Source organism: Pseudomonas sp. JY-Q (assembly GCF_001655295.1).
GTDB classification, from domain to species: Bacteria; Pseudomonadota; Gammaproteobacteria; order Pseudomonadales; family Pseudomonadaceae; genus Aquipseudomonas; species Aquipseudomonas alloputida.
Genome location: NZ_CP011525.1, coordinates 1,352,756 through 1,372,089, shown reverse-complemented (window position 1 = coordinate 1,372,089; position 19,334 = coordinate 1,352,756). Strand labels below are relative to the sequence as shown.

Annotated in this window: 17 protein-coding genes; 5 read left to right on the top strand and 12 right to left on the bottom strand. The window is 63.6% G+C overall.

Annotated elements, in window-relative coordinates; all coding sequences use genetic code 11:
• Positions 1-48: 48 nt before the first annotated feature.
• The 12 genes from AA098_RS06090 to AA098_RS06035 all read right to left on the bottom strand — a co-directional run bounded on the left by AA098_RS06090 (position 49) and on the right by AA098_RS06035 (position 13,631).
• Positions 49-597: a hypothetical protein gene (locus AA098_RS06090; RefSeq protein WP_064613934.1), complete on the bottom strand. Its 549-nt coding sequence runs from the start codon at positions 595-597 to the stop codon at positions 49-51.
• A 30-nt stretch (positions 598-627) separates the two neighbouring features.
• Positions 628-1,332: a TetR/AcrR family transcriptional regulator gene (locus tag AA098_RS06085; RefSeq protein ID WP_003252210.1), complete on the bottom strand. Its 705-nt coding sequence runs from the start codon at positions 1,330-1,332 to the stop codon at positions 628-630.
• 179 nt (positions 1,333-1,511) lie between these two features.
• Positions 1,512-3,014, bottom strand: a complete 1,503-nt coding sequence (gene lysS / locus AA098_RS06080) for a lysine--tRNA ligase (protein ID WP_010952588.1) — start codon at positions 3,012-3,014, stop codon at positions 1,512-1,514.
• Positions 3,015-3,107: 93 nt separating this feature from the next.
• A protein-coding gene (prfB, locus tag AA098_RS29085) for a peptide chain release factor 2 (protein ID WP_098089306.1) occupies positions 3,108-4,203 on the bottom strand; the annotation gives its coding sequence in 2 pieces (ribosomal slippage) (positions 3,108-4,130 and positions 4,132-4,203; 1,095 coding nt in all).
• Positions 4,204-4,340: 137 nt separating this feature from the next.
• Complete coding sequence (gene wspR / locus AA098_RS06070; protein ID WP_004575465.1) at positions 4,341-5,345, bottom strand: Wsp signal transduction system regulator diguanylate cyclase WspR; 1,005 nt, start codon at positions 5,343-5,345, stop codon at positions 4,341-4,343.
• Positions 5,346-5,396: 51 nt separating this feature from the next.
• Positions 5,397-6,410: a Wsp signal transduction system protein-glutamate methylesterase WspF gene (wspF, locus tag AA098_RS06065; RefSeq protein WP_003252202.1), complete on the bottom strand. Its 1,014-nt coding sequence runs from the start codon at positions 6,408-6,410 to the stop codon at positions 5,397-5,399.
• A complete protein-coding gene (locus AA098_RS06060; protein WP_014860540.1) occupies positions 6,407-8,704 on the bottom strand; it encodes a hybrid sensor histidine kinase/response regulator in 2,298 nt (765 codons plus the stop codon). Before AA098_RS06060 ends, wspF begins: the two co-directional genes overlap by 4 nt.
• Positions 8,701-9,366: a chemotaxis protein CheW gene (locus AA098_RS06055; protein ID WP_054889480.1), complete on the bottom strand. Its 666-nt coding sequence runs from the start codon at positions 9,364-9,366 to the stop codon at positions 8,701-8,703. The genes AA098_RS06060 and AA098_RS06055 overlap by 4 nt, the downstream gene beginning before the upstream one ends.
• Positions 9,363-10,646, bottom strand: coding sequence for a protein-glutamate O-methyltransferase CheR (locus AA098_RS06050; RefSeq protein WP_054889479.1), 1,284 nt, complete (start codon positions 10,644-10,646; stop codon positions 9,363-9,365). Before AA098_RS06050 ends, AA098_RS06055 begins: the two co-directional genes overlap by 4 nt.
• Complete coding sequence (locus tag AA098_RS06045; RefSeq protein ID WP_004575463.1) at positions 10,643-11,149, bottom strand: chemotaxis protein CheW; 507 nt, start codon at positions 11,147-11,149, stop codon at positions 10,643-10,645. The genes AA098_RS06050 and AA098_RS06045 overlap by 4 nt, the downstream gene beginning before the upstream one ends.
• A gap of 5 nt (positions 11,150-11,154) precedes the next feature.
• The gene (locus tag AA098_RS06040) at positions 11,155-12,777 is read right to left on the bottom strand and encodes a methyl-accepting chemotaxis protein (RefSeq protein ID WP_003252189.1); all 1,623 of its coding nucleotides are present in this window, start codon (positions 12,775-12,777) and stop codon (positions 11,155-11,157) included.
• A gap of 170 nt (positions 12,778-12,947) precedes the next feature.
• Entirely contained in the window at positions 12,948-13,631 is a 684-nt protein-coding gene (locus tag AA098_RS06035) for a tellurite resistance TerB family protein (protein ID WP_014860536.1), read from the bottom strand.
• A 216-nt stretch (positions 13,632-13,847) separates the two neighbouring features.
• On the opposite strand from AA098_RS06035, the gene ydcS reads away from it, so the two are divergent.
• From ydcS to AA098_RS06010, 5 genes are all read left to right on the top strand, one after another.
• The gene (gene ydcS, locus AA098_RS06030) at positions 13,848-14,999 is read left to right on the top strand and encodes a putative ABC transporter substrate-binding protein YdcS (protein ID WP_003252185.1); all 1,152 of its coding nucleotides are present in this window, start codon (positions 13,848-13,850) and stop codon (positions 14,997-14,999) included.
• Between the two features lie 150 nt (positions 15,000-15,149).
• Positions 15,150-16,181, top strand: coding sequence for an ABC transporter ATP-binding protein (locus tag AA098_RS06025; RefSeq protein WP_014860534.1), 1,032 nt, complete (start codon positions 15,150-15,152; stop codon positions 16,179-16,181).
• A gap of 1 nt (position 16,182) precedes the next feature.
• Entirely contained in the window at positions 16,183-17,094 is a 912-nt protein-coding gene (locus tag AA098_RS06020) for an ABC transporter permease (protein WP_003252181.1), read from the top strand.
• A complete protein-coding gene (locus AA098_RS06015) occupies positions 17,084-17,890 on the top strand; it encodes an ABC transporter permease (protein ID WP_003252179.1) in 807 nt (268 codons plus the stop codon). The genes AA098_RS06020 and AA098_RS06015 overlap by 11 nt, the downstream gene beginning before the upstream one ends.
• Positions 17,891-17,907: 17 nt before the next feature.
• Positions 17,908-19,332, top strand: coding sequence for a gamma-aminobutyraldehyde dehydrogenase (locus tag AA098_RS06010; RefSeq protein ID WP_004575458.1), 1,425 nt, complete (start codon positions 17,908-17,910; stop codon positions 19,330-19,332).
• The last annotated feature ends 2 nt before the right edge of the window (positions 19,333-19,334 follow it).

The window sequence follows — 19,334 nt, the reverse complement described above, 5'->3', positions numbered from 1 at the left end:
TACACGAAACCTGTACCGGCCTGCCCGCAAAGAGGCCGGTACAGGCAACTACTTGCCGGAACGCTGGAACCGCGCCACTTCGACGAACAGGTCGGAGTTGGCCGGGTCGTCCAGGTAGGCCAGCACCCTCGCCGCCGGGCTGTCGATCAGCACGCCGTCGCCGTTGTCCTCCGGCACCTCGGTACTGCGACCAATCAGTTCCTTCTTGTCCACCGCCTGCTGTACCTGCTCGACATCCAGGTTGTAGACCACCAGTTCCTTGCCATCGACGATATCGAAGCCGCCAATCAGGAAATTGCCACCCAGGCGCTTGGGCACGCCGGCCGACAAGTACCAGCGGTTGCCGTGACGCGACACGGTGAACACGTATTCTTCAGGGGCCTTGCCCTTGGCCGTGGCCACCGCCTTGTAGGCGTCGCCACCGCTACGGCTGATCACCAGTTTCAAAGGCTCTCCCCAGGCGTCCTTGCTACTCCACTTGCCGAGCAAGGCCTTGGGAGCTGCCTGGTTGCTGGGCAAGGGCTCATGGAAAGTCACCAGACAACCGCCCAGCAGCAGGAATGACAAAGTCAACAACACCACACGCCAGGCTTTCATCAGGTTCTCCTTGAAAAGGTCGTTCTCGGCTCAGGCCGATGCCAGCACCAGCTGCAGGTATCGGGTAAGCATAGCGAGCATCTGCCCATCGGCTTGCGCATTCGCTTGCTTGAGCAGGCCTTGATATTCCAACTGCTCGATAATCGCCGTCAACATCTGTGCATCCTGCTCCGGCTGCCGCGAGCCCACGACCTGCAGCAATTGCCGGGTGCCGTGCAGCAGGATCTGCTCATGAGCGCACACCAGCTCAGCCAGTCGCGGGCACAGCAATGCTTCCTGGCGGAAAGCCTGCTCGGCCATCAGGAAGTCACGGCGGTTCAGCAGTTGCCGCTGAACGTAGTCGGCGGTCATGCGCGCCACCTCGTCAGCCAGCCGCGCCCGGGCCTGCGGGCTGCCATCGCCCTGTGCCAGCAACTGGCGCAACACCACCTCGGTGTTGGCCCACAGCTTGGCCATGTAAGCCGCACTGCGCTCGACGTACTGGGCAAAGGTATCGGTGAGCAGGTCCTCGATGTCCTTGAAGTAGTAGGTGGTGGCCGACAATGGCACGCCGGCCTCGGCGGCCACTGCCCGGTGGCGCACACCGCGCACGCCATCGCGCACGACAATGCGCATGGCGGCATCGAGAATCAACTGGCGACGCTGTTCGCTGCCTTGGCGGGCAGTCTTGCGGCCTTGGTATTGCACGCTTTCGGCGACGGCGGTGGCGATGCCGGCGGCGCCTTGGTCAGGCATGGCGGGTGTCACAGGGGATACCTCATGGGCGGTGTTTCGTCAGTGCTGGCCCCTTCGCGGGTAAACCCGCTCCTACAAGGCCTTTGTAGGAGCGGGTTTACCCGCGAAGAGGCCGGTACTGACAACATAAAGCTTCAGGCAAGAAAAAGCCGCCTCGAAAGGCGGCTCGTTCAGCTCACTCAGGCCTGCGGACGCATGTGCGGGAACAGGATGACGTCGCGGATCGACGGCGAGTTGGTCAGCAGCATCACCAGGCGGTCGATGCCGATACCTTCACCGGCGGTCGGCGGCATGCCGTACTCCAGCGCACGAACGAAATCGGCGTCATAGTGCATGGCTTCATCGTCACCCGCGTCCTTCTCGGCCACCTGGGCCAGGAAGCGCTCGGCCTGATCTTCGGCATCGTTGAGCTCGGAGTAGGCGTTGGCGATCTCGCGGCCACCGATGAACAGCTCGAAACGGTCGGTAACGGCCGGGTTGTCGTCGTTGCGACGGGCCAGCGGCGACACTTCGAACGGGTACTCGGTAATGAAGTGCGGCTGTTCCAGCTTGTGCTCGACCAGCTCTTCGAAAATCATCACCTGCAGCTTGCCCAGGCCTTCATGGCCCAGCACCTTGGCGCCAGCCTTCCTGGCAATCTCACGGGCGCGGTCGACGTCCTGCAGGTCGGCGGCGGTCAGCTCCGGGTTGTACTTGAGGATCGAGTCGAACACCGACAGGCGTACGAACGGCTCGCCGAAGTGGAAGACCTTGTCGCCGTACGGTACGTCGGTAGAGCCCAGTACCAGTTGCGCCAGCTCGCGGAACAGTTCCTCGGTGAGGTCCATGTTGTCGCGGTAGTCGGCGTAGGCCTGGTAGAACTCGAGCATGGTGAATTCAGGGTTGTGACGAGTCGAAACGCCTTCGTTGCGGAAGTTACGGTTGATCTCGAACACTTTTTCGAAGCCACCCACGACCAGGCGCTTGAGGTACAGCTCCGGCGCGATACGCAGGAACATGGCCATGTCCAGGGCGTTGTGGTGGGTTTCGAACGGCTTGGCAGCGGCGCCGCCCGGGATGGTCTGCAGCATCGGCGTTTCGACTTCAAGGAAGTCACGCTCGATGAGGAACTTGCGGATGTGCGAGATCACCTGCGAACGCACACGGAAGGTGTGGCGGGTTTCTTCGTTGACCATCAGGTCGACGTAGCGCTGGCGGTAGCGCTGCTCGGTGTCGGTCAGGCCGTGGTGCTTGTCGGGCAGCGGGCGCAGCGACTTGGTCAGCAGGCGCACGTTGGTCATTTCGACGTACAGGTCGCCCTTGCCGGAACGGGCCAGGGTGCCTTCGGCGCTGATGATGTCGCCCAGGTCCCAGGTCTTGACCGCGGCCAGGGTTTCTTCCGGCAGGGTCTTGCGGTTGACGTAGACCTGAATACGGCCAGTCATGTCCTGGATCACCATGAACGAGCCACGGTTGAGCATGATGCGGCCGGCTACCTTGACCGGGATCGCGGCTGCTTCCAGCTCTTCCTTGGTCTTGTCCGCGTATTGCTTCTGCAGGTCGTTGCAGTAGCTGTCGCGACGGAAGTCGTTGGGGAAGGCATTGCCCTTGGCACGCTCGGCGGCAAGTTTTTCCTTGCGCAGGGCGATCAGGGCGTTTTCTTCCTGTTGCAGGTCTTGCGATTCGGTCTTCAGGTCGCTCATGTCGTCATTCTTTCCATCAGGTATTCGTTGCCCGTTCCGGGCAGGGCACGCGCTACCGGCGGCTGGCCAGGTAGCGCGGCATGGGTGTGCGGCTTACAGGCCCTGCTTGAGGCTCGCTTCCAGGTACTGGTCAAGGTCGCCATCGAGGACCTTCTGGCAGTCGCTGCGTTCGACGCCGGTACGCAGGTCCTTGATGCGCGAGTCATCCAGCACGTAGGAGCGAATCTGGTGGCCCCAGCCGATGTCCGACTTGCTGTCTTCCAGCGCCTGCGAAGCGGCGTTGCGCTTCTGCATTTCCAGCTCGTACAACTTGGCCCGCAGCATTTTCATGGCGGTGTCCTTGTTGGCGTGCTGGGAGCGTTCGTTCTGGCAGGCCACCACGGTGTTGGTAGGCACGTGGGTGATACGCACCGCAGAGTCGGTGGTGTTCACGTGCTGACCACCGGCACCCGAGGAGCGGTAGGTGTCGATACGCAGGTCGGACGGGTTGATGTCGATCTCGACCTTGTCGTCGATCTCAGGCGACACGAACACCGCCGAGAACGACGTGTGACGACGGGCGCCGGAGTCGAACGGGCTTTTGCGCACAAGGCGGTGCACGCCGATCTCGGTGCGCAGCCAGCCGAAGGCGTACTCGCCCTTGATGTGCACGGTGGCGCCCTTGATACCGGCGACCTCGCCTTCGGAAAGCTCGATGATGGTGGCGTCGAAACCACGCTTGTCGGCCCAGCGCAGGTACATGCGCAGCAGGATGTTGGCCCAGTCCTGCGCCTCGGTACCACCGGAGCCGGCCTGGATGTCCAGGTAGGCGTTGTTCATGTCCATCTCGCCGCTGAACATGCGACGGAACTCAAGCTGGGCCAGGTTTTCTTCCAGGCCTTCCAGCTCGGTCACGACGTCGCCGACGGCGCTTTCGTCATTTTCCTCGACGGCCATGTCGAGCAGGTCCTGGCAGTCACCCAGGCCGTTGGACAGCTTGTCCAGGGTCTCGACGACCTGGGCCAGCATGGCACGCTCGCGGCCCAGTGCCTGGGCGTACTCAGGCTTGTTCCAGACGTTGGGGTCTTCCAGCTCGCGGTTGACTTCGATCAGGCGGTCATGCTTGTGATCGTAGTCAAAGATACCCCCGAATTGACTGGGAACGTTCGGTGAGGTCCTTGATGGTGTTCAGGATCGGTTGGATTTCCATGGGCTGGCTACTCGCGCGAATTCGGTGAAAAGCCCGCGAGTATAACCGAGTCCGCAGCATGGCGGCAGACCCGCCGGGCGGTCGTATGTAGATAGGGCAACCTGCGCTCCCACACAGGCCGCGCCGTCTCCAGGAGCTCAGGCGATGCCGACTTGGTTACGCCCACCGTTCTTGGCCAGGTAAAGACCTTTATCGGCCGCCGAAATCAGCTGCCGGCAATGGCTGCCGATAGCCGGAGTCTGGGTGGCCAGGCCGATGCTCACGGTCAAGAACGTATCAGCCGTCGGCGCAGTATGGGGGATGCCAAGGCCCAGCACGGTCTGGCGCAGTTTTTCAGCCACCAGCCGCGCCCCGCCTGGCGAGGTATTGGGCAGCACCAGGGCGAACTCTTCGCCGCCATAGCGCGCCGGCAGGTCGGTCGGCCGCGAGCACGAGCTACGGATGGCTTCGGCGACCTGGCGCAAGGCCTCGTCACCGGCCAGATGGCCAAAGCTGTCGTTGTAGACTTTGAAGTAATCCACGTCGATCATCAGCAACGACAACTGCTGCTGTTCACGCATGGCCCGGCGCCATTCCAGCTCCAGGTATTCGTCGAAGTGCCGGCGGTTGGACAGCCCGGTCAGGCCATCGGAGTTCATCAGCCGCTGCAGCATCAGGTTGGAATCAAGCAACTGCTGCTGGCTGACGCGCAGGGCACGGTAGGCCTCGTCGCGCTGCAGCAGGGTCAGGTAGGAACGCGAGTGGTAGCGGATGCGGGCCACCAGTTCGATGGTGTCAGGCAGCTTGACCAGGTAGTCGTTGGCCCCGGCGGCAAATGCCGCACTCTTGACCAGCGGGTCTTCCTTGGTCGACAGGACGATGATCGGGATGTCCTGGGTGACCGGGTTGTTGCGGTACTCGCGCACCAGGGTCAAGCCGTCTAGGCCAGGCATGATCAGGTCTTGAAGAATGACCGTGGGCTTGATGCGCATGGCCTGGGCCACCGCCTGGTGCGGATCGGCACAAAAGTGGAAGTCGATGTTGTCTTCATCGGCCAAGCCACGCCGCACCGCTTCGCCGATCATGGCCTGATCGTCGACCAGCAGCACCATCGCCGAGTTCTCATTGGTGGTCGCGAAACCTTCGATCGGTAAATCATTCATCATTGTTCACCCGATCACTACCGGCCTGGCGGCGTGATTCAATACATTTCGTCATTTTGCGAAAAATTCAGTCAAGCGCCCGGCTATGCGTTCCAGCGGGCGAATTTCCACCGCGGCATCAATAGCCGCAGCAGCCTTGGGCATGCCGTACACCGCGCTGCTGGCCTGGTCCTGGGCAATGGTCAGAAAGCCCTGCTGACGCATCAGCTTCAGGCCTTGGGCACCGTCGCGGCCCATGCCGGTGAGCAGCACGCCCACCGCATCACCATTCCAGTAACGTGCCACGCTCTCAAAGAACACATCGATCGAGGGCCGGTAGATTTCATTCACAGGTTCGGCAGTGTAGGCCAGTTGGCCGCCCTGTAGCAGGCGAATGTGGTGGTTGGTACCGGCCAGGAGTACCTGCCCTGGCTGCGGCGGTTCGCCTTGACGGGCCAGGCGCACCGGCAGGCCTGCCGCGCTGCTGAGCCACTCGGCCATGCCTGCGGCAAACACCTGGTCCACATGCTGGACCAGCACGATGGCCGCCGGAAACGCTGCCGGCAAGCCCTTGAGCAATACTTCGAGTGCTGCAGGGCCACCTGCCGAAGACCCGATTGCCACCAACCCGCGGCGCTGGGAAGCCTCGCGCAGCGGCGCAGCGACCGACCTTGCGGCAGGTGCCCGCTGCTGGCCGACCAGCCAGCCAATATTGAGGATCTTGCGCAGCAATGGCGCCGCTGCTTCGCGGGCATCGCCAGCGCCGAGCGCAGGCGTGTCGACCACATCGAGAGCGCCATGGCCCATGGCCTCGAATACCCGGTGTACGTTCTGTTTACGGTCGACCGTCACGATGACGATGGCGCACGGGGTTTCGGCCATGATCCGCCGGGTCGCCTCGACACCGTCCATCACCGGCATGATCAGGTCCATGAGGATCAGGTCCGGTAACTGCTCGGTGCAGCGCTGCACCGCCTCGGCACCGTTGCTGGCCACCCACACAACCTGGTGTGCGGGCTCCAGGGCGACCGCCCGGCGCAACGCTTCGACGGCCAGGGGCATGTCATTGACGATGGCGATCTTCATCCCTGAGCACCTCCGATCAGCTCCACCACAGCATCCAGCAACGCATCGTCGTGGAAGCTGGCCTTTGCCAAATAGTAGTCGGCGCCAGCGTCCAGCCCGCGCCGTCGGTCTTCCTCACGGTCTTTATAGGACACCACCATCACCGGCAACGACTGCAGGCGCTGGTCGCGACGCACCAGGGTAACCAGCTCGATACCGTCCATGCGCGGCATGTCGATGTCGGTGATCAGCAGGTCGAAGTCCTCACTGCGCAGGGCGTTCCAGCCGTCCATGCCATCCACCGCCACCGCCACGTCGTAGCCACGGTTGCCCAGCAGCTTGCGCTGCAGTTCGCGCACGGTCAGCGAGTCGTCGACCACCAGGATGCGTTTGCGGACTGCGCCACGGGCTCCGCTGCTGCCGCGTTCGATGCGCTCCAGGCTGCCGGTGCTGAGCAGTTTTTCCACCGAGCGTAGCAAGTCTTCGACATCGACAATCAGGACCACCGAGCCATCATCGAGCAAGGCGCCGGAGGAAATGTCCTGCACCTTCCCCAAGCGTGGGTCGAGCGGCATCACGACCAGCACCCGCTCCCCCACCAACCGCTCCACGGCCACCCCGTACAGCTGCTCGCGCTCACGAATCACCACTACCCGCAAGCTGGCTTCGTCGCTTTGCCCCGCCGGGCGATTGAGCAACTGGCTGGCCGCCACCAGGCCAATATGCCGGCCTTCGTGCCAGAAGTGCTGGCGCCCTTCGATCTGCACGATCTGTTCGGCGGTCACTTCCAGCGTGCGTTCGATATGCGCCAGCGGGAAGGCGTAAGCCTCCCCGCCCACCTCGACCACCAGGCTGCGAACGACCGACAGGGTCAGCGGTACCTGAAGATGGAAGCGACAACCCTGCCCTGCCACCTGGGTCAATTCGATCGAGCCGCGCAGCTCGCGGATCAAGTGCTGCACCGCATCCAGCCCCACACCGCGGCCGGACACTTCGGTAACCTTGTCACGCAGGCTGAAACCGGGCAGGAACAGGAACGTCAGCAGCTCCGCCTCACTCATCCGCGTCACCGTGTCAGCGGGCGACAGGGCGCGCTCGACGATGCTGCTGCGCAGGCGCTCCAGGTCGATACCGGCGCCATCGTCGACCAGCTCCAGGCTGAGCATGCCCGCCTGGTGCGAAGCCCGCAGGCGGATCACCCCCTCGTCCGGCTTGCCCGCCAGCAGGCGCCGCTCGGGCAACTCGATGCCGTGGTCGACGGCATTGCGCAACAGGTGGGTCAGCGGTGCTTCGAGCTTTTCCAGCACATCGCGGTCGACCTGGGTCTTCTCCCCTTCCACCACCAGCCGCACCGGCTTGCCCAGCGAACGGCCCAGGTCGCGGACCATCCGGCTTTGCCCGGTCAGTACGTCGGCAAACGGCCGCATCCGACAGGCCAGGGCGGTGTCATACAACAACTGCGCACGCTGACTGGCCTGCCAGCCGAACTCATCCAGGTCGGCTGCCTGCTGCTGCAGAATCTGCTGGGTCTCTGCCAGCAGGCGCTGGGTCTGTGCCAAGGCTTCGAGCACCTCACTGCCCTGCCCCGTGCCTTCCAGTTGCATGCGCAAGCCGTCAAGCGCCTGCATACCTTGGCCGTGCATGCGCTTGAGGCGCTGAAGGGTAGCCAGGTATGGCTTGAGCCGCTGGGTTTCCACCAGCGACTTGCTGGACAGGTCAAGCAGGCTATTAAGGCGGTCAGCTGTGACACGCAGTACCCGCTCAGCACCTTCGCCAGCGCGCTTGCCAGCCTTGCGCCGCAGGGCGGGTTCGGGCTCTGGTTCCCGCGGTCCGGCTGGCATTACCACAGGTGCAGGCGGCAGGGTTGCCAGCGGCGGCTCCGGCGGCACGGATGCAGCCAGCGGCACCACAGGCATGGCAGAGGCGCCCGGGTCGAGCAGGCTGGCCATTTGCGCAAGAAACACCGGCAAGGTCGCCTGCGCACCGGCATCGCCGGGCGTGGCAATACGCATCAACAGGTCGGTACCTTGCAACAGCGCGTCAATATGCTCGGCGGTCAGCCGCAGTCGGCCTTCCTGGGCCGCCACCAGACAGTCTTCCATGACGTGGGCGACACTGACGCCAGCATCCACCCCGACAATGCGCGCTGCCCCCTTGAGCGAGTGGGCAGCGCGCATGCAGGCCTCGAGCTGGTCGGCCTGAGTAGGGTTGCGTTCCAGTGCCATCAGGCCGGCACTGAGCACTTGGGTCTGCGCCTCGGCCTCCAGGCTGAACAGTTCGAGCAACGATGCGTCGCGCATTTGCTCTGGGGTCATGACAGGCTCCGCTGCACGGCAGACAGTAAATGTTGATCGTCCAGAACCCGCACGCTGCGGCCGCGCCACTGCAAGACTGCGGCGGTGAAGCGTGTGGCGTCCCGGCCACTGCCCAGCAACTGCGGGTCGAGCCGGTGAATACCGTCGATTTCCTCGACAGCCATCACCACCGGCCCGCCTTCGGCGGCCAGAATCAGCATACGGGGCATCGCCCGTGCGCTGCGTTGCTCGTTGGAGCCGGCCTGCACCCCCAGCAAATCAGCCAGTGACAGGCACGGCACCAACGCACCGCGCACATTGGCAACCCCATGCAGCAGCCGCGAGCGCTGGTGCGGCAATGAATGCACCGCCTGCAGCGGGGCGATTTCGGCCAGGCAGGCGGTAGCCAGCGCCAGCCACTCTTCGCCCAGACGGAACAGCAGCATGGAGCGACCGGTGTTTTCCGCGTCCGGCTGCACCGCCGCAGCCTGGTGCTCCTGCACCAGCGCATAGCGGTCGAGCAAACGCGTGGCCGCAGCGGCATACACCTCGCAATTGCGGCAATGAACATGCCGCTCCAGCAGTGGGCACTGCTTGTCGCCGCGCACGCCAATGCGGTTCCAGCAGTCGTCGATGTGCGCGTCATCCTCGGCGAGCAACTGCATCGCGGATTCACTGTTCATCGTTCAGACTCCCGGCCAGCCCGCGCCGCGCGCGCCTGAAGGCGCCGAGCGCCGGCAAGGTCACCCTGGGCCGCCAGCAAAGCGGCCAGGTGCACCAGCGCCTCGGGGTGCTGTGGTTCCAGGTACAGGGCCTTGCGATAGTGGCTCAGCGCCTGCTGCGCATCGCCTTCGGTATCACTGAGCAAACCCAGCCAGTAGTACACCTGTGCCGACGGCGGGTACTGGCTCAGGTAGCGTTGGCATTCGCTACGGGCCTGCTCGCTGGCACCGGCATTGGCCAGCCGGGCAATGTCGGCCAGCAATTCGCTGGCCCCCTCGTGCCTGTGCTCGCGGGCTGGCGCTGGCCTGGCCACCACGGGCAGCACACGCAGCGGACGCAGCGGACGCGGCAACGGCACACTGGGCTGCGGATAAACCGGTGCGGGCAACGCCGTGAACGCACGCTTGGCGGGTTGGACGGGTGCCGCTGCCAAGGGGGCGCTGTCGCCTTCATGACGCACATAGGCAAACGACTGGGCGATCCCCAATGGACGCATGCCCATGCGTGCCAACAAGCTGCCTTCGGCCGGGCCGATGAACAGCACACCCTGCGGATGCAGCAAGCGCTTGAGCACTTCGAACACACGCTGTTGGGTCGGTACGTCGAAATAGATCAACAGATTGCGACAGAACACGAAGTCATACAGGCCGTCGCGGCTGGACAGCGCCGGGTCAAGCACATTGCCCACCCGCAGGCTGACTTGCTGGCGTACCCGCTCATGCAGGCGGTGGCCTTCGTCCAGAGCATCGAAGTAGCGCTCGCGAAAACCCAGTTCGCTACCCCGGAACGCATTGCGCCCATACACCGCCTGCACGGCCTTGGCTACTGAACTTGGGCTGATGTCCATTCCATCGACAAGGAATGCACCAGGCGCCATGCCGGCGTCAAACAAGGCCATGGCCAGCGAATAGGGCTCCTCGCCAGTAGAACACGGCAGGCTGAGTAATCGCAGCGGGCGCGCGCCAGCCAGTTTAGCCAGGCGTTTATGGGCCAGGCTGGCCAACGCAGTGAAGGATTCGGGGTAACGGAAAAACCAGGTTTCCGGGACGATCACCGCTTCGATCAGCGCCTGTTGCTCATCTGCCGACTGCTGCAGGCGCAGCCAGTAATCGTCCAGGTCCATCGCGCCCGCAGCCACGCAACGTTGGCGCAGCGCGCGTTCGACCATGGGCGCGCCCACCGACTCCACGTCCAGGCCAATACGCTCGCGCAAGAAGCGGAAGAAACGCTGTTCGTTCATGTTGGCATCCCTGTCGGGTCTTGCGTGTACAGCAATGCGTGCACGGTGTCGGGCAGCAGGTCATTGACTTCGATGCGCTGCAGCAGCCCCTGGGCATCCTGGCGCACCGGGCCCAGATAAGGCGCTTCACCGGTGTCCACCCCATAGGGCTGGAACTCGTCCGGTTGGCAACGCAGGGTTTCGGTGGCCTGCTCCAGGATCAGGCCAAGCTGCAGGCCGCCTCGGTAGTGCACCAGTACCAGGCGGGTGCTGGTGCGTTGCACCGCCGGCTGGCCAAAGCTCAAGGCGGCAAGGTCGATGACCGGAACCAACTGGCCACGATGGGCGAGGATGCCCGCGACCCAGGCAGGTGCCTGGGCGATCGGCTTGAGCGGCTGACGCGGCAACACTTCGATCACCTCGTGCACGCTCAGGGCAAAACGCTGCGCTCTGATGCGAAACTGCAGGTACAACGCCCCCCCGGTGTTCGCCGCCCGCGCGGTGCGCAGTTGCAAGTCGTTCATCGCGGTCAGACTTTGAAGCGCGACACGCCGCCACGCAGGCCCGCGGCCACCTGGCTCAGCTCATCGATGGCATAGCTGGCCTGACGCAGCGACTCGACAGTCTGGGTGCTGGCATCGCTGAGCTGGGCCAGTGCCTGGTTGATCTGCTCGGCACCGGTGGCCTGGGCCTGCATGCCTTCGTTGACCATCAATACGCGCGGCGCCAACGCCTGCACCTGGTGAATGATCTGGCTGAGTTGCTCGCCCACCTGTTGCACCTCGAACATGCCGCGGCGCACTTCTTCGGAGAACTTGTCCATCCCCATGACACCGGCCGACACTGCTGACTGGATCTCGCGCACCATTTGCTCGATGTCGTAGGTGGCCACGGCGGTCTGGTCGGCCAGGCGGCGCACTTCGGTCGCGACCACGGCAAAGCCGCGGCCATATTCACCGGCCTTTTCCGCTTCGATGGCGGCGTTGAGCGACAGCAGATTGGTCTGGTCGGCAACCTTGACGATGGTTACCACCATCTGGGTGATGTTGCTGGCTTTCTCGTTGAGGATACCAAGCTTGGCATTGACCAGGTCGGCAGCGCCCATCACCTGGTGCATGGTCTCTTCCATGCGTGCCAGGCCCTGTTGCCCGGAGCCCGCCAGACTGGATGCCTGATCAGCCGCCGTCGTCACTTCGGTCATGGTGCGCACCAGGTCCCGCGAAGTCGCGGCGATTTCCCGCGAGGTGGCGCCAATTTCGGTGGTGGTGGCGGCCGTCTCGGTGGCGGTGGCCTGCTGTTGCTTGGACGTGGCGGCAATTTCGGTGACCGAAGTGGTCACCTGCACCGACGAGCGTTGGGCCTGGGCCACCAGGTTGGCCAGTGCCTCGGCCATTTCGTTGAAGCCGCTTTCGATGGCACCGAATTCGTCCTTGCGATCCAGGCTCAGGCGCATGCTCAGGTCACCGGAACGCAGCTTGTCGAGGGCATGCACAATACGCTGCATGGGCGCCGAGATAGCGCGCATCAGCAGCAGGCCGCAGATGCCGGCAGCGATGATTGCCAGCAACAGGGAAACCACCATGCTGCCTTTGGCCGTGTTGACCGCGTTGACGATCTCGTTGGTGGCGGCGCCGGCAGAAACCCGATTGTTCTCAATGACTTCATTGAGGTGCTTGCGCCCCTCCACCCAGGCTGGGGTGAGGACATCAGTGATCAACTGCTGGGCTTCGCCGTAGTTGTGTTCGCGGTACGCATCGAGCACCTGACCGACGATCTTGAGGTAGTTCTCTTCCAGTTCCACAAATCTGTCGAAGCGGACCTGGTCATCTTTGTCGTGGATGGTGGCCTGGTAGCTGGTCATGTATTGCTTCAGCCGGTTATCGAAGCTTCTGAACAGTTCCAGGTCGGCCGAAGTGATTTCACGATGGTTGGACAGGCCCACCAGTTGCTGGCTGGTGACGTAGCTGTCGACCCAAGCGCTGCGGATCATCGAGCTGTAGTAGACGCCGGGAATGCTGTCGGTCCCCACCGCCTCTTCGGCGGTTTCGATAGTCACCAACCGCGAGTAGGCGGCCACGATCATCAGCAGCATGATGGCGATGATCACGGCGAAACTTGCCAGGATCCGTTGGCGCAAGGTCCAGTTCTTCACATTCAGCCCTCAGGAATTCACAACGAGCGGGAAAAATCGCCGAAGTATAGCCCAGAGGTCTTACGGTTTATTGGGCGAAATGCGCGGATTGGGTAAAAGCTGGCCAGGGCTTGCCGTGACATTTTCCGCGCTCGGTTCGACAAGCGCAGAAAATGTCATGACAAGCGCTGCTACTGCGCAACCGCATCCCTCACCTGAGCCTCCAGCGCCTGGCGCAAGCCCGGGTCCAGCCGCAGCTGGCGTGCCAGCTCGTCCAGGTAGGCACGCTCCATGAAGTTTTCCTGATCGACCATCATCACGCTGGCCAGGTACATCTCGGCAGCCATCTCCGGTGTTTGCGCAGCACGGGCCACTTCGGCCGGGTCCAGCGGCTTGTTCAGCTCGGCATGCAGCCAGTGCTGCAATTCGCGGTCGCTGTCCAGGCGCGTGAACTCGCCCTCGATCAACGCCCGCTCGCGCTCGTCGATATGCCCATCGGACTTGGCCGCCGCCACCAGGGCGCGCAGTACCGCCTGGCTGTGCTGCTCGGCCTGGGCCGGCGGCAGGCGGTCGAGGGTTTGAGGCTCGGCTGCGGCCCCCCGCTGGTTTGCCTGCCAATTGCCGTAAGCTTTATAGGCCAGCACCCCCAGCGCGGCGAGGCCGCCGTATGTCAGGGCTTTGCCACCGTACTTGCGGGCCTTCTTGCTACCCAGCAACAGGCCCAGAGCGCCCCCACCCAGCAGGCCGCCCCCTGCTCCGGACAACAACCCGCCCAACCCGCCTGAAGGGTTGCCAGGCTTGGTGGCGCCCCCCTGCTTCTCGAGCAGTTGCTGGCCGGATTTGAGGAGTTGATCAAGCAAGCCCCGGGTATTCATTCGCGTGTCTCCACGTAAGAAGATTCAAACGCCAGAGTAAGGCTTGGCCGAGCACACGCCATGCAGGGATTTGCTTCAGGATGTTGCGTTAGCTGGCAAAAAGCCAACTAGACTCGATATCGCCAATACCTCGCACTCACGCACTACGCTTATAACAATTGCTTCACTGCTTGCCTCATGACTGCCCGAACAAGATCGCCAAGAAGAGGGAACACCATGTCAGTGCACAAGACCGCATTGCTCGGCGCCACCACCTGCGCCATGCTGGCCAGCGCCAGCCTGCAGGCCGCCGAAGCGCCCAAGGCCCTGGGGGCCGGCGAGGGGCGCCTGGACATCGTCGCCTGGCCCGGCTACATCGAACGCGGTGAAAGCGACAAGGCCTACGACTGGGTGACCGGTTTCGAAAAGGAAACCGGCTGCAAGGTCAGCGTGAAAACGGCCGCCACCTCGGACGAGATGGTCAGCCTGATGACCAAGGGCGGCTATGACCTGGTCACCGCCTCGGGCGATGCATCGCTGCGGCTGATTGCAGGCAAGCGCGTACAGCCGATCAACACCGCCTTGATCCCCAACTGGAAAACCATCGACCCGCGCCTGCAGAACGGTGGCTGGTATGTGGTCGACAAGCAGGTGTACGGCACGCCGTACCAGTGGGGGCCAAACGTGCTGCTGTACAACACCAACACCTTCAAGCAGGCACCCACCAGCTGGAGCGTGGTGTTCGAGCCGCAGAACCTGCCCGACGGCAAGCCAAACAAGGGCCGCGTGCAAGCCTATGACGGGCCGATCTACATCGCCGATGCAGCGCTGTACCTGAAGTCGGCCAGGCCCGAACTGGGCATCAAGGACCCGTACGAACTGAACGAGGCACAATACAAGGCCGTGCTGGAATTGCTGCGCCAGCAACAACCGCTGATCCACCGCTATTGGCATGACGCCACGGTCCAGATGAGCGATGTGAAAAACGAAGGCGTGGTTGCCTCCAGCTCCTGGGGCTACATGGTCAATGGCCTCAAGGCCGAGAACCAGCCAGTGGCCTCGACCATTCCCAAGGAGGGCGCGACCGGCTGGGCCGACACCACCATGCTGCACGCCGAGGCCAAGCACCCCAATTGCGCCTACAAATGGATGGACTGGTCGTTGCAACCTAAGGTGCAAGGCGATGTGGCGGCCTGGTTCGGCTCGTTGCCGGCTGTGCCGGCGGCGTGCACCGGCAGCGAGCTGCTGGGGGCCGAGGGCTGCAAGACCAACGGCTTTGACAACTTCGACAAGATTGCCTTCTGGAAAACACCGCAGGCCCAAGGCGGCAAGTTCGTGCCTTACAGCCGCTGGACCCAGGACTACATTGCGATCATGGGTGGTCGCTGAGGTTGTCTGAATGCCTGTACCGGCCTTTTCGCGGGCAAGCCCGCGCCCACAGGTTCTTCACCGCCTGCAAGGGTGGCGCTCCACCTGTAGGAGCGGGCTTGCCCGCGAAGAGGCCGGCACAGGAGACATATTCATACCTGGAGTCCACGCATGCCCCTAGCCGTCCAGTTCACCCAGGTTTCCCGCACCTTCGGCGAGGTCAAGGCCGTCGACCAGGTCAGCATCGACATCATCGATGGCGAGTTCTTTTCCATGCTCGGCCCTTCCGGCTCGGGCAAGACCACCTGCCTGCGCCTGATCGCAGGCTTCGAGCAACCCTCCAGCGGTTCGATCCGCATCCAAGGGGTCGAGGCCGCTGGCCTGCCGCCCTACCAACGTGACGTCAACACAGTGTTCCAGGACTATGCGCTGTTCCCGCACATGAACGTGCTGGACAACATCGCCTATGGCCTGAAGGTAAAAGGCGTGGGCAAGGCCGAACGCTACAGCCGCGCCGAAGAAGCCCTGGCCATGGTGGCCTTGGCCGGCTATGGCGCGCGTAAGCCGGCACAGCTGTCTGGCGGCCAGCGTCAGCGCGTGGCCCTGGCCCGGGCGTTGGTCAACCGCCCGCGGGTGCTGCTGCTCGATGAGCCACTGGGCGCGCTGGACCTGAAATTGCGCGAGCAGATGCAAGGTGAGCTGAAAAAGCTGCAACGCCAACTGGGCATCACCTTCATCTTCGTCACCCACGACCAAACCGAAGCACTGTCGATGTCCGACCGGGTCGCGGTGTTCAACCGCGGCCGTATCGAACAGGTCGACACCCCGCGCAACCTGTACATGAAGCCCAGCACAACCTTCGTCGCTGAATTCGTCGGCACGTCCAACGTGGTGCGTGGCGAGCTGGCCATGCAGCTCAACGGCAGCCCTGCGCCCTTCTCCATCCGTCCCGAACACATTCGCCTGGGCGACCCGGTAGTGACCAGCCATGAGGTACAGGTCAGCGGCGTGCTGCGTGATGTCCAGTACCAAGGCAGCGCCACACGCTACGAACTGCAGCTGGAAAACGGTCAACTGCTGGCAGTAAGCCAGGCCAATGACCGCTGGCAAAAGCAGGTGCAGGCCTGGCAGCCCGGGCAACGCCTGCAGGCGCACTGGCCCCGCGAAGCCATGACGGTACTGCAGGAAACCGAGGGCCGCTGAGATGAGCACACTGCGCGCCCTGTCCAACCTGCTGTACCGGCGCCCCAACCTGTACCTGGCACTGCTGTTGATCCCGCCGCTGACCTGGTTCGGCGCGATTTACCTGGGTTCGCTGCTGAACCTGCTGTGGCAGGGCTTCTATACCTTCGACGACTTCACCATGGCGGTGACCCCGGACCTGACCCTGGGCAACTTCGCCGCACTGTTCAACCCGTCGAACTTCGACATCATCCTGCGCACCCTGGGGATGGCGGTGGCGGTGTCGCTGGCCAGCGCGGTACTGGCCTTCCCCATCGCCTATTACATGGCGCGTTACACCAGCGGCAAGACCAAGGCGTTTTTCTACATCGCGGTGATGATGCCGATGTGGGCCAGCTACATCGTCAAGACCTATGCCTGGACCTTGCTATTGGCCAAGGGCGGTGTGGCCCAATGGTTCGTCCAGCAGTTGCACCTGGACGGCCTGCTGCAGGCGGTGCTGGCCGTGCCGGGCGTGGGCGGCAGCACGCTGTCGACTTCGCACCTGGGGCGCTTCCTGGTGTTCGTGTACATCTGGCTGCCATTCATGATCCTGCCGATCCAGGCCTCGCTGGAGCGCTTGCCACCGTCGCTGCTGCAGGCTTCGGCCGACCTGGGCGCACGGCCGGGGCAAACCTTCGTGCAGGTGATCCTGCCGCTGTCGATCCCCGGCATCGCCGCCGGCTCGATCTTCACCTTCTCGCTCACCCTGGGCGACTTCATCGTGCCGCAGCTGGTCGGGCCGCCCGGCTACTTCATCGGCAGCATGGTCTATGCCCAGCAAGGGGCGATCGGCAACATGCCGATGGCCGCCGCGTTCACCTTGGTGCCCATTGTGCTGATCGCGGTATACCTGGCCATCGTCAAGCGTCTGGGGGCCTTCGATGCACTCTGAAAAAGCGTCGGCAGGGCTGCGCCTGGCGGCCTGGGGCGGGTTGTTGTTCCTGCACTTCCCGATCCTGATCATCTTCCTGTACGCCTTCAACACCGAAGACGCGGCATTCAGCTTTCCGCCCAAGGGCTTTACCCTGAAGTGGATCGACGTGGCCTTTGCCCGGCCCGATGTGCTCGAGGCAATCAAGCTGTCGCTGCAGGTGGCTTGCCTGGCCACTTTGATCGCACTGGTGCTCGGTACGCTGGCCTCGGCGGCGCTCTATCGGCGCAGCTTCTTCGGCAAGGAGAGCATTTCGCTGGTGCTGATCCTGCCCATTGCCCTGCCAGGCATCATCACCGGCATCGCCCTGCTCTCGGCGTTCAAGACGCTGGGGATAGAGCCCGGGGTGTTCACCATCGTAGTCGGCCACGCCACGTTCTGCGTGGTGATCGTCTACAACAACGTGATCGCCCGCCTGCGGCGTACCTCGCAAAGCCTGATCGAAGCCTCGATGGACCTTGGTGCCGACGGTTGGCAGACCTTCCGTTACATCGTCCTGCCCAACCTCGGCTCGGCGCTGCTGGCGGGCGGCATGCTGGCCTTTGCCTTGTCGTTCGATGAAATCATCGTCACCACGTTCACCGCCGGCCATGAGCGCACCCTGCCAATCTGGCTGCTCAACCAGCTCAGCCGCCCACGCGACGTGCCCGTGACCAACGTTGTCGCCATGCTGGTGATGCTGGTGACCATGCTGCCGATTCTTGGCGCCTATTACCTGACCCGTGGCGGAGACAGCGTCGCGGGCGGTGGAAAATGACCCTGGAGGAGTCCCCGATGCAAACGCAGATGCTGATCAATGGCCAGCTGATCGCTGGCCAAGGCCCGGCCTGGACCGTGCTCAACCCGGCGCTGGGCACTGCCCTGGCGCAGATCAACGAAGCCACCGAGGCACAGGTGGACAGCGCCGTGCGCGCTGCCGACCAAGCCTTCGACAGCTGGTCGCAAACCAGCCCTAAAGAACGTTCGCAGGCCTTGCTGGCGCTGGCCGACGCCATCGAAGCCCATGGCGATGAACTGGCCCGGCTGGAATCGCAGAACTGCGGCAAGCCCCTGAGCGCTGCACTGAATGACGAGATCCCGGCGATTGCCGACGTGTTCCGTTACTTTGCCGGTGCTGCGCGCTGCCTGGGCGGCTCGGCGGCAGGCGAGTACCTGCCGGGCCACACCTCGATGATCCGCCGCGACCCGTTGGGCGTGGTGGCGTCCATCGCGCCGTGGAACTACCCGCTGATGATGCTGGCCTGGAAGATCGCCCCGGCCCTGGCTGCCGGCAACACCGTGGTGATAAAGCCATCCGAACTGACGCCACTGACGGCCCTGCGCCTGGGCGAGCTGGCCCAGGACTTGCTACCGCCGGGGGTGCTGAACATTCTCTTCGGCCGCGGCCAGACGGTCGGCAACCCGTTGATAACCCATCCCAAGGTGCGCATGGTGTCGCTGACCGGCTCGATCCCCACCGGCGCGCACATCATCAGTGCCACCGCCGACAGCGTGAAACGCATGCACATGGAATTGGGCGGCAAAGCGCCGGTGCTGGTGTTCGATGACGCAGACATCGATGCCGCCATCGACGGCATCCGCACCTTCGGCTTCTACAACGCTGGCCAGGACTGCACCGCAGCCTGCCGCCTGTACGTCCAGGACGGGATTTACGAGCGCTTCGTCGAACGCCTGGGTAAAGCCGTAGCCAGCCTCAAGCCGGGCTTGCAGGAGTCTGAAGAAACCGAACTGGGGCCGCTGATCAGTGCCCAGCACCGCGACAAGGTCGCCGGGTTGGTGCAGCGGGCCATCGCCCAGCCGCACATTCGTCTGGTAACCGGTGGCAAGCCGATAGCGGGCGATGGCTTTTTCTTCGAGCCTACCGTGCTGGCCGACGCCCTGCAGGACGACGAGATCGTGCGCAACGAAGTGTTCGGCCCGGTGGTTTCGGTCACCCGCTTCACCGATGAAGCGCAGGCACTGGAATGGGCCAACGACTCCAACTACGGCCTGGCTTCGTCGGTATGGACCCGCGACACCGGCCGCGCCCACCGCCTGGCGGCGCGCTTGCAGTATGGCTGCACCTGGGTGAACACCCACTTCATGCTGGTCAGCGAAATGCCCCATGGCGGGCAGAAGCATTCGGGGTATGGCAAGGACATGTCGATGTATGGGCTGGAGGACTACACCTGTGTGCGGCATGTGATGATCAAGCACTAAGT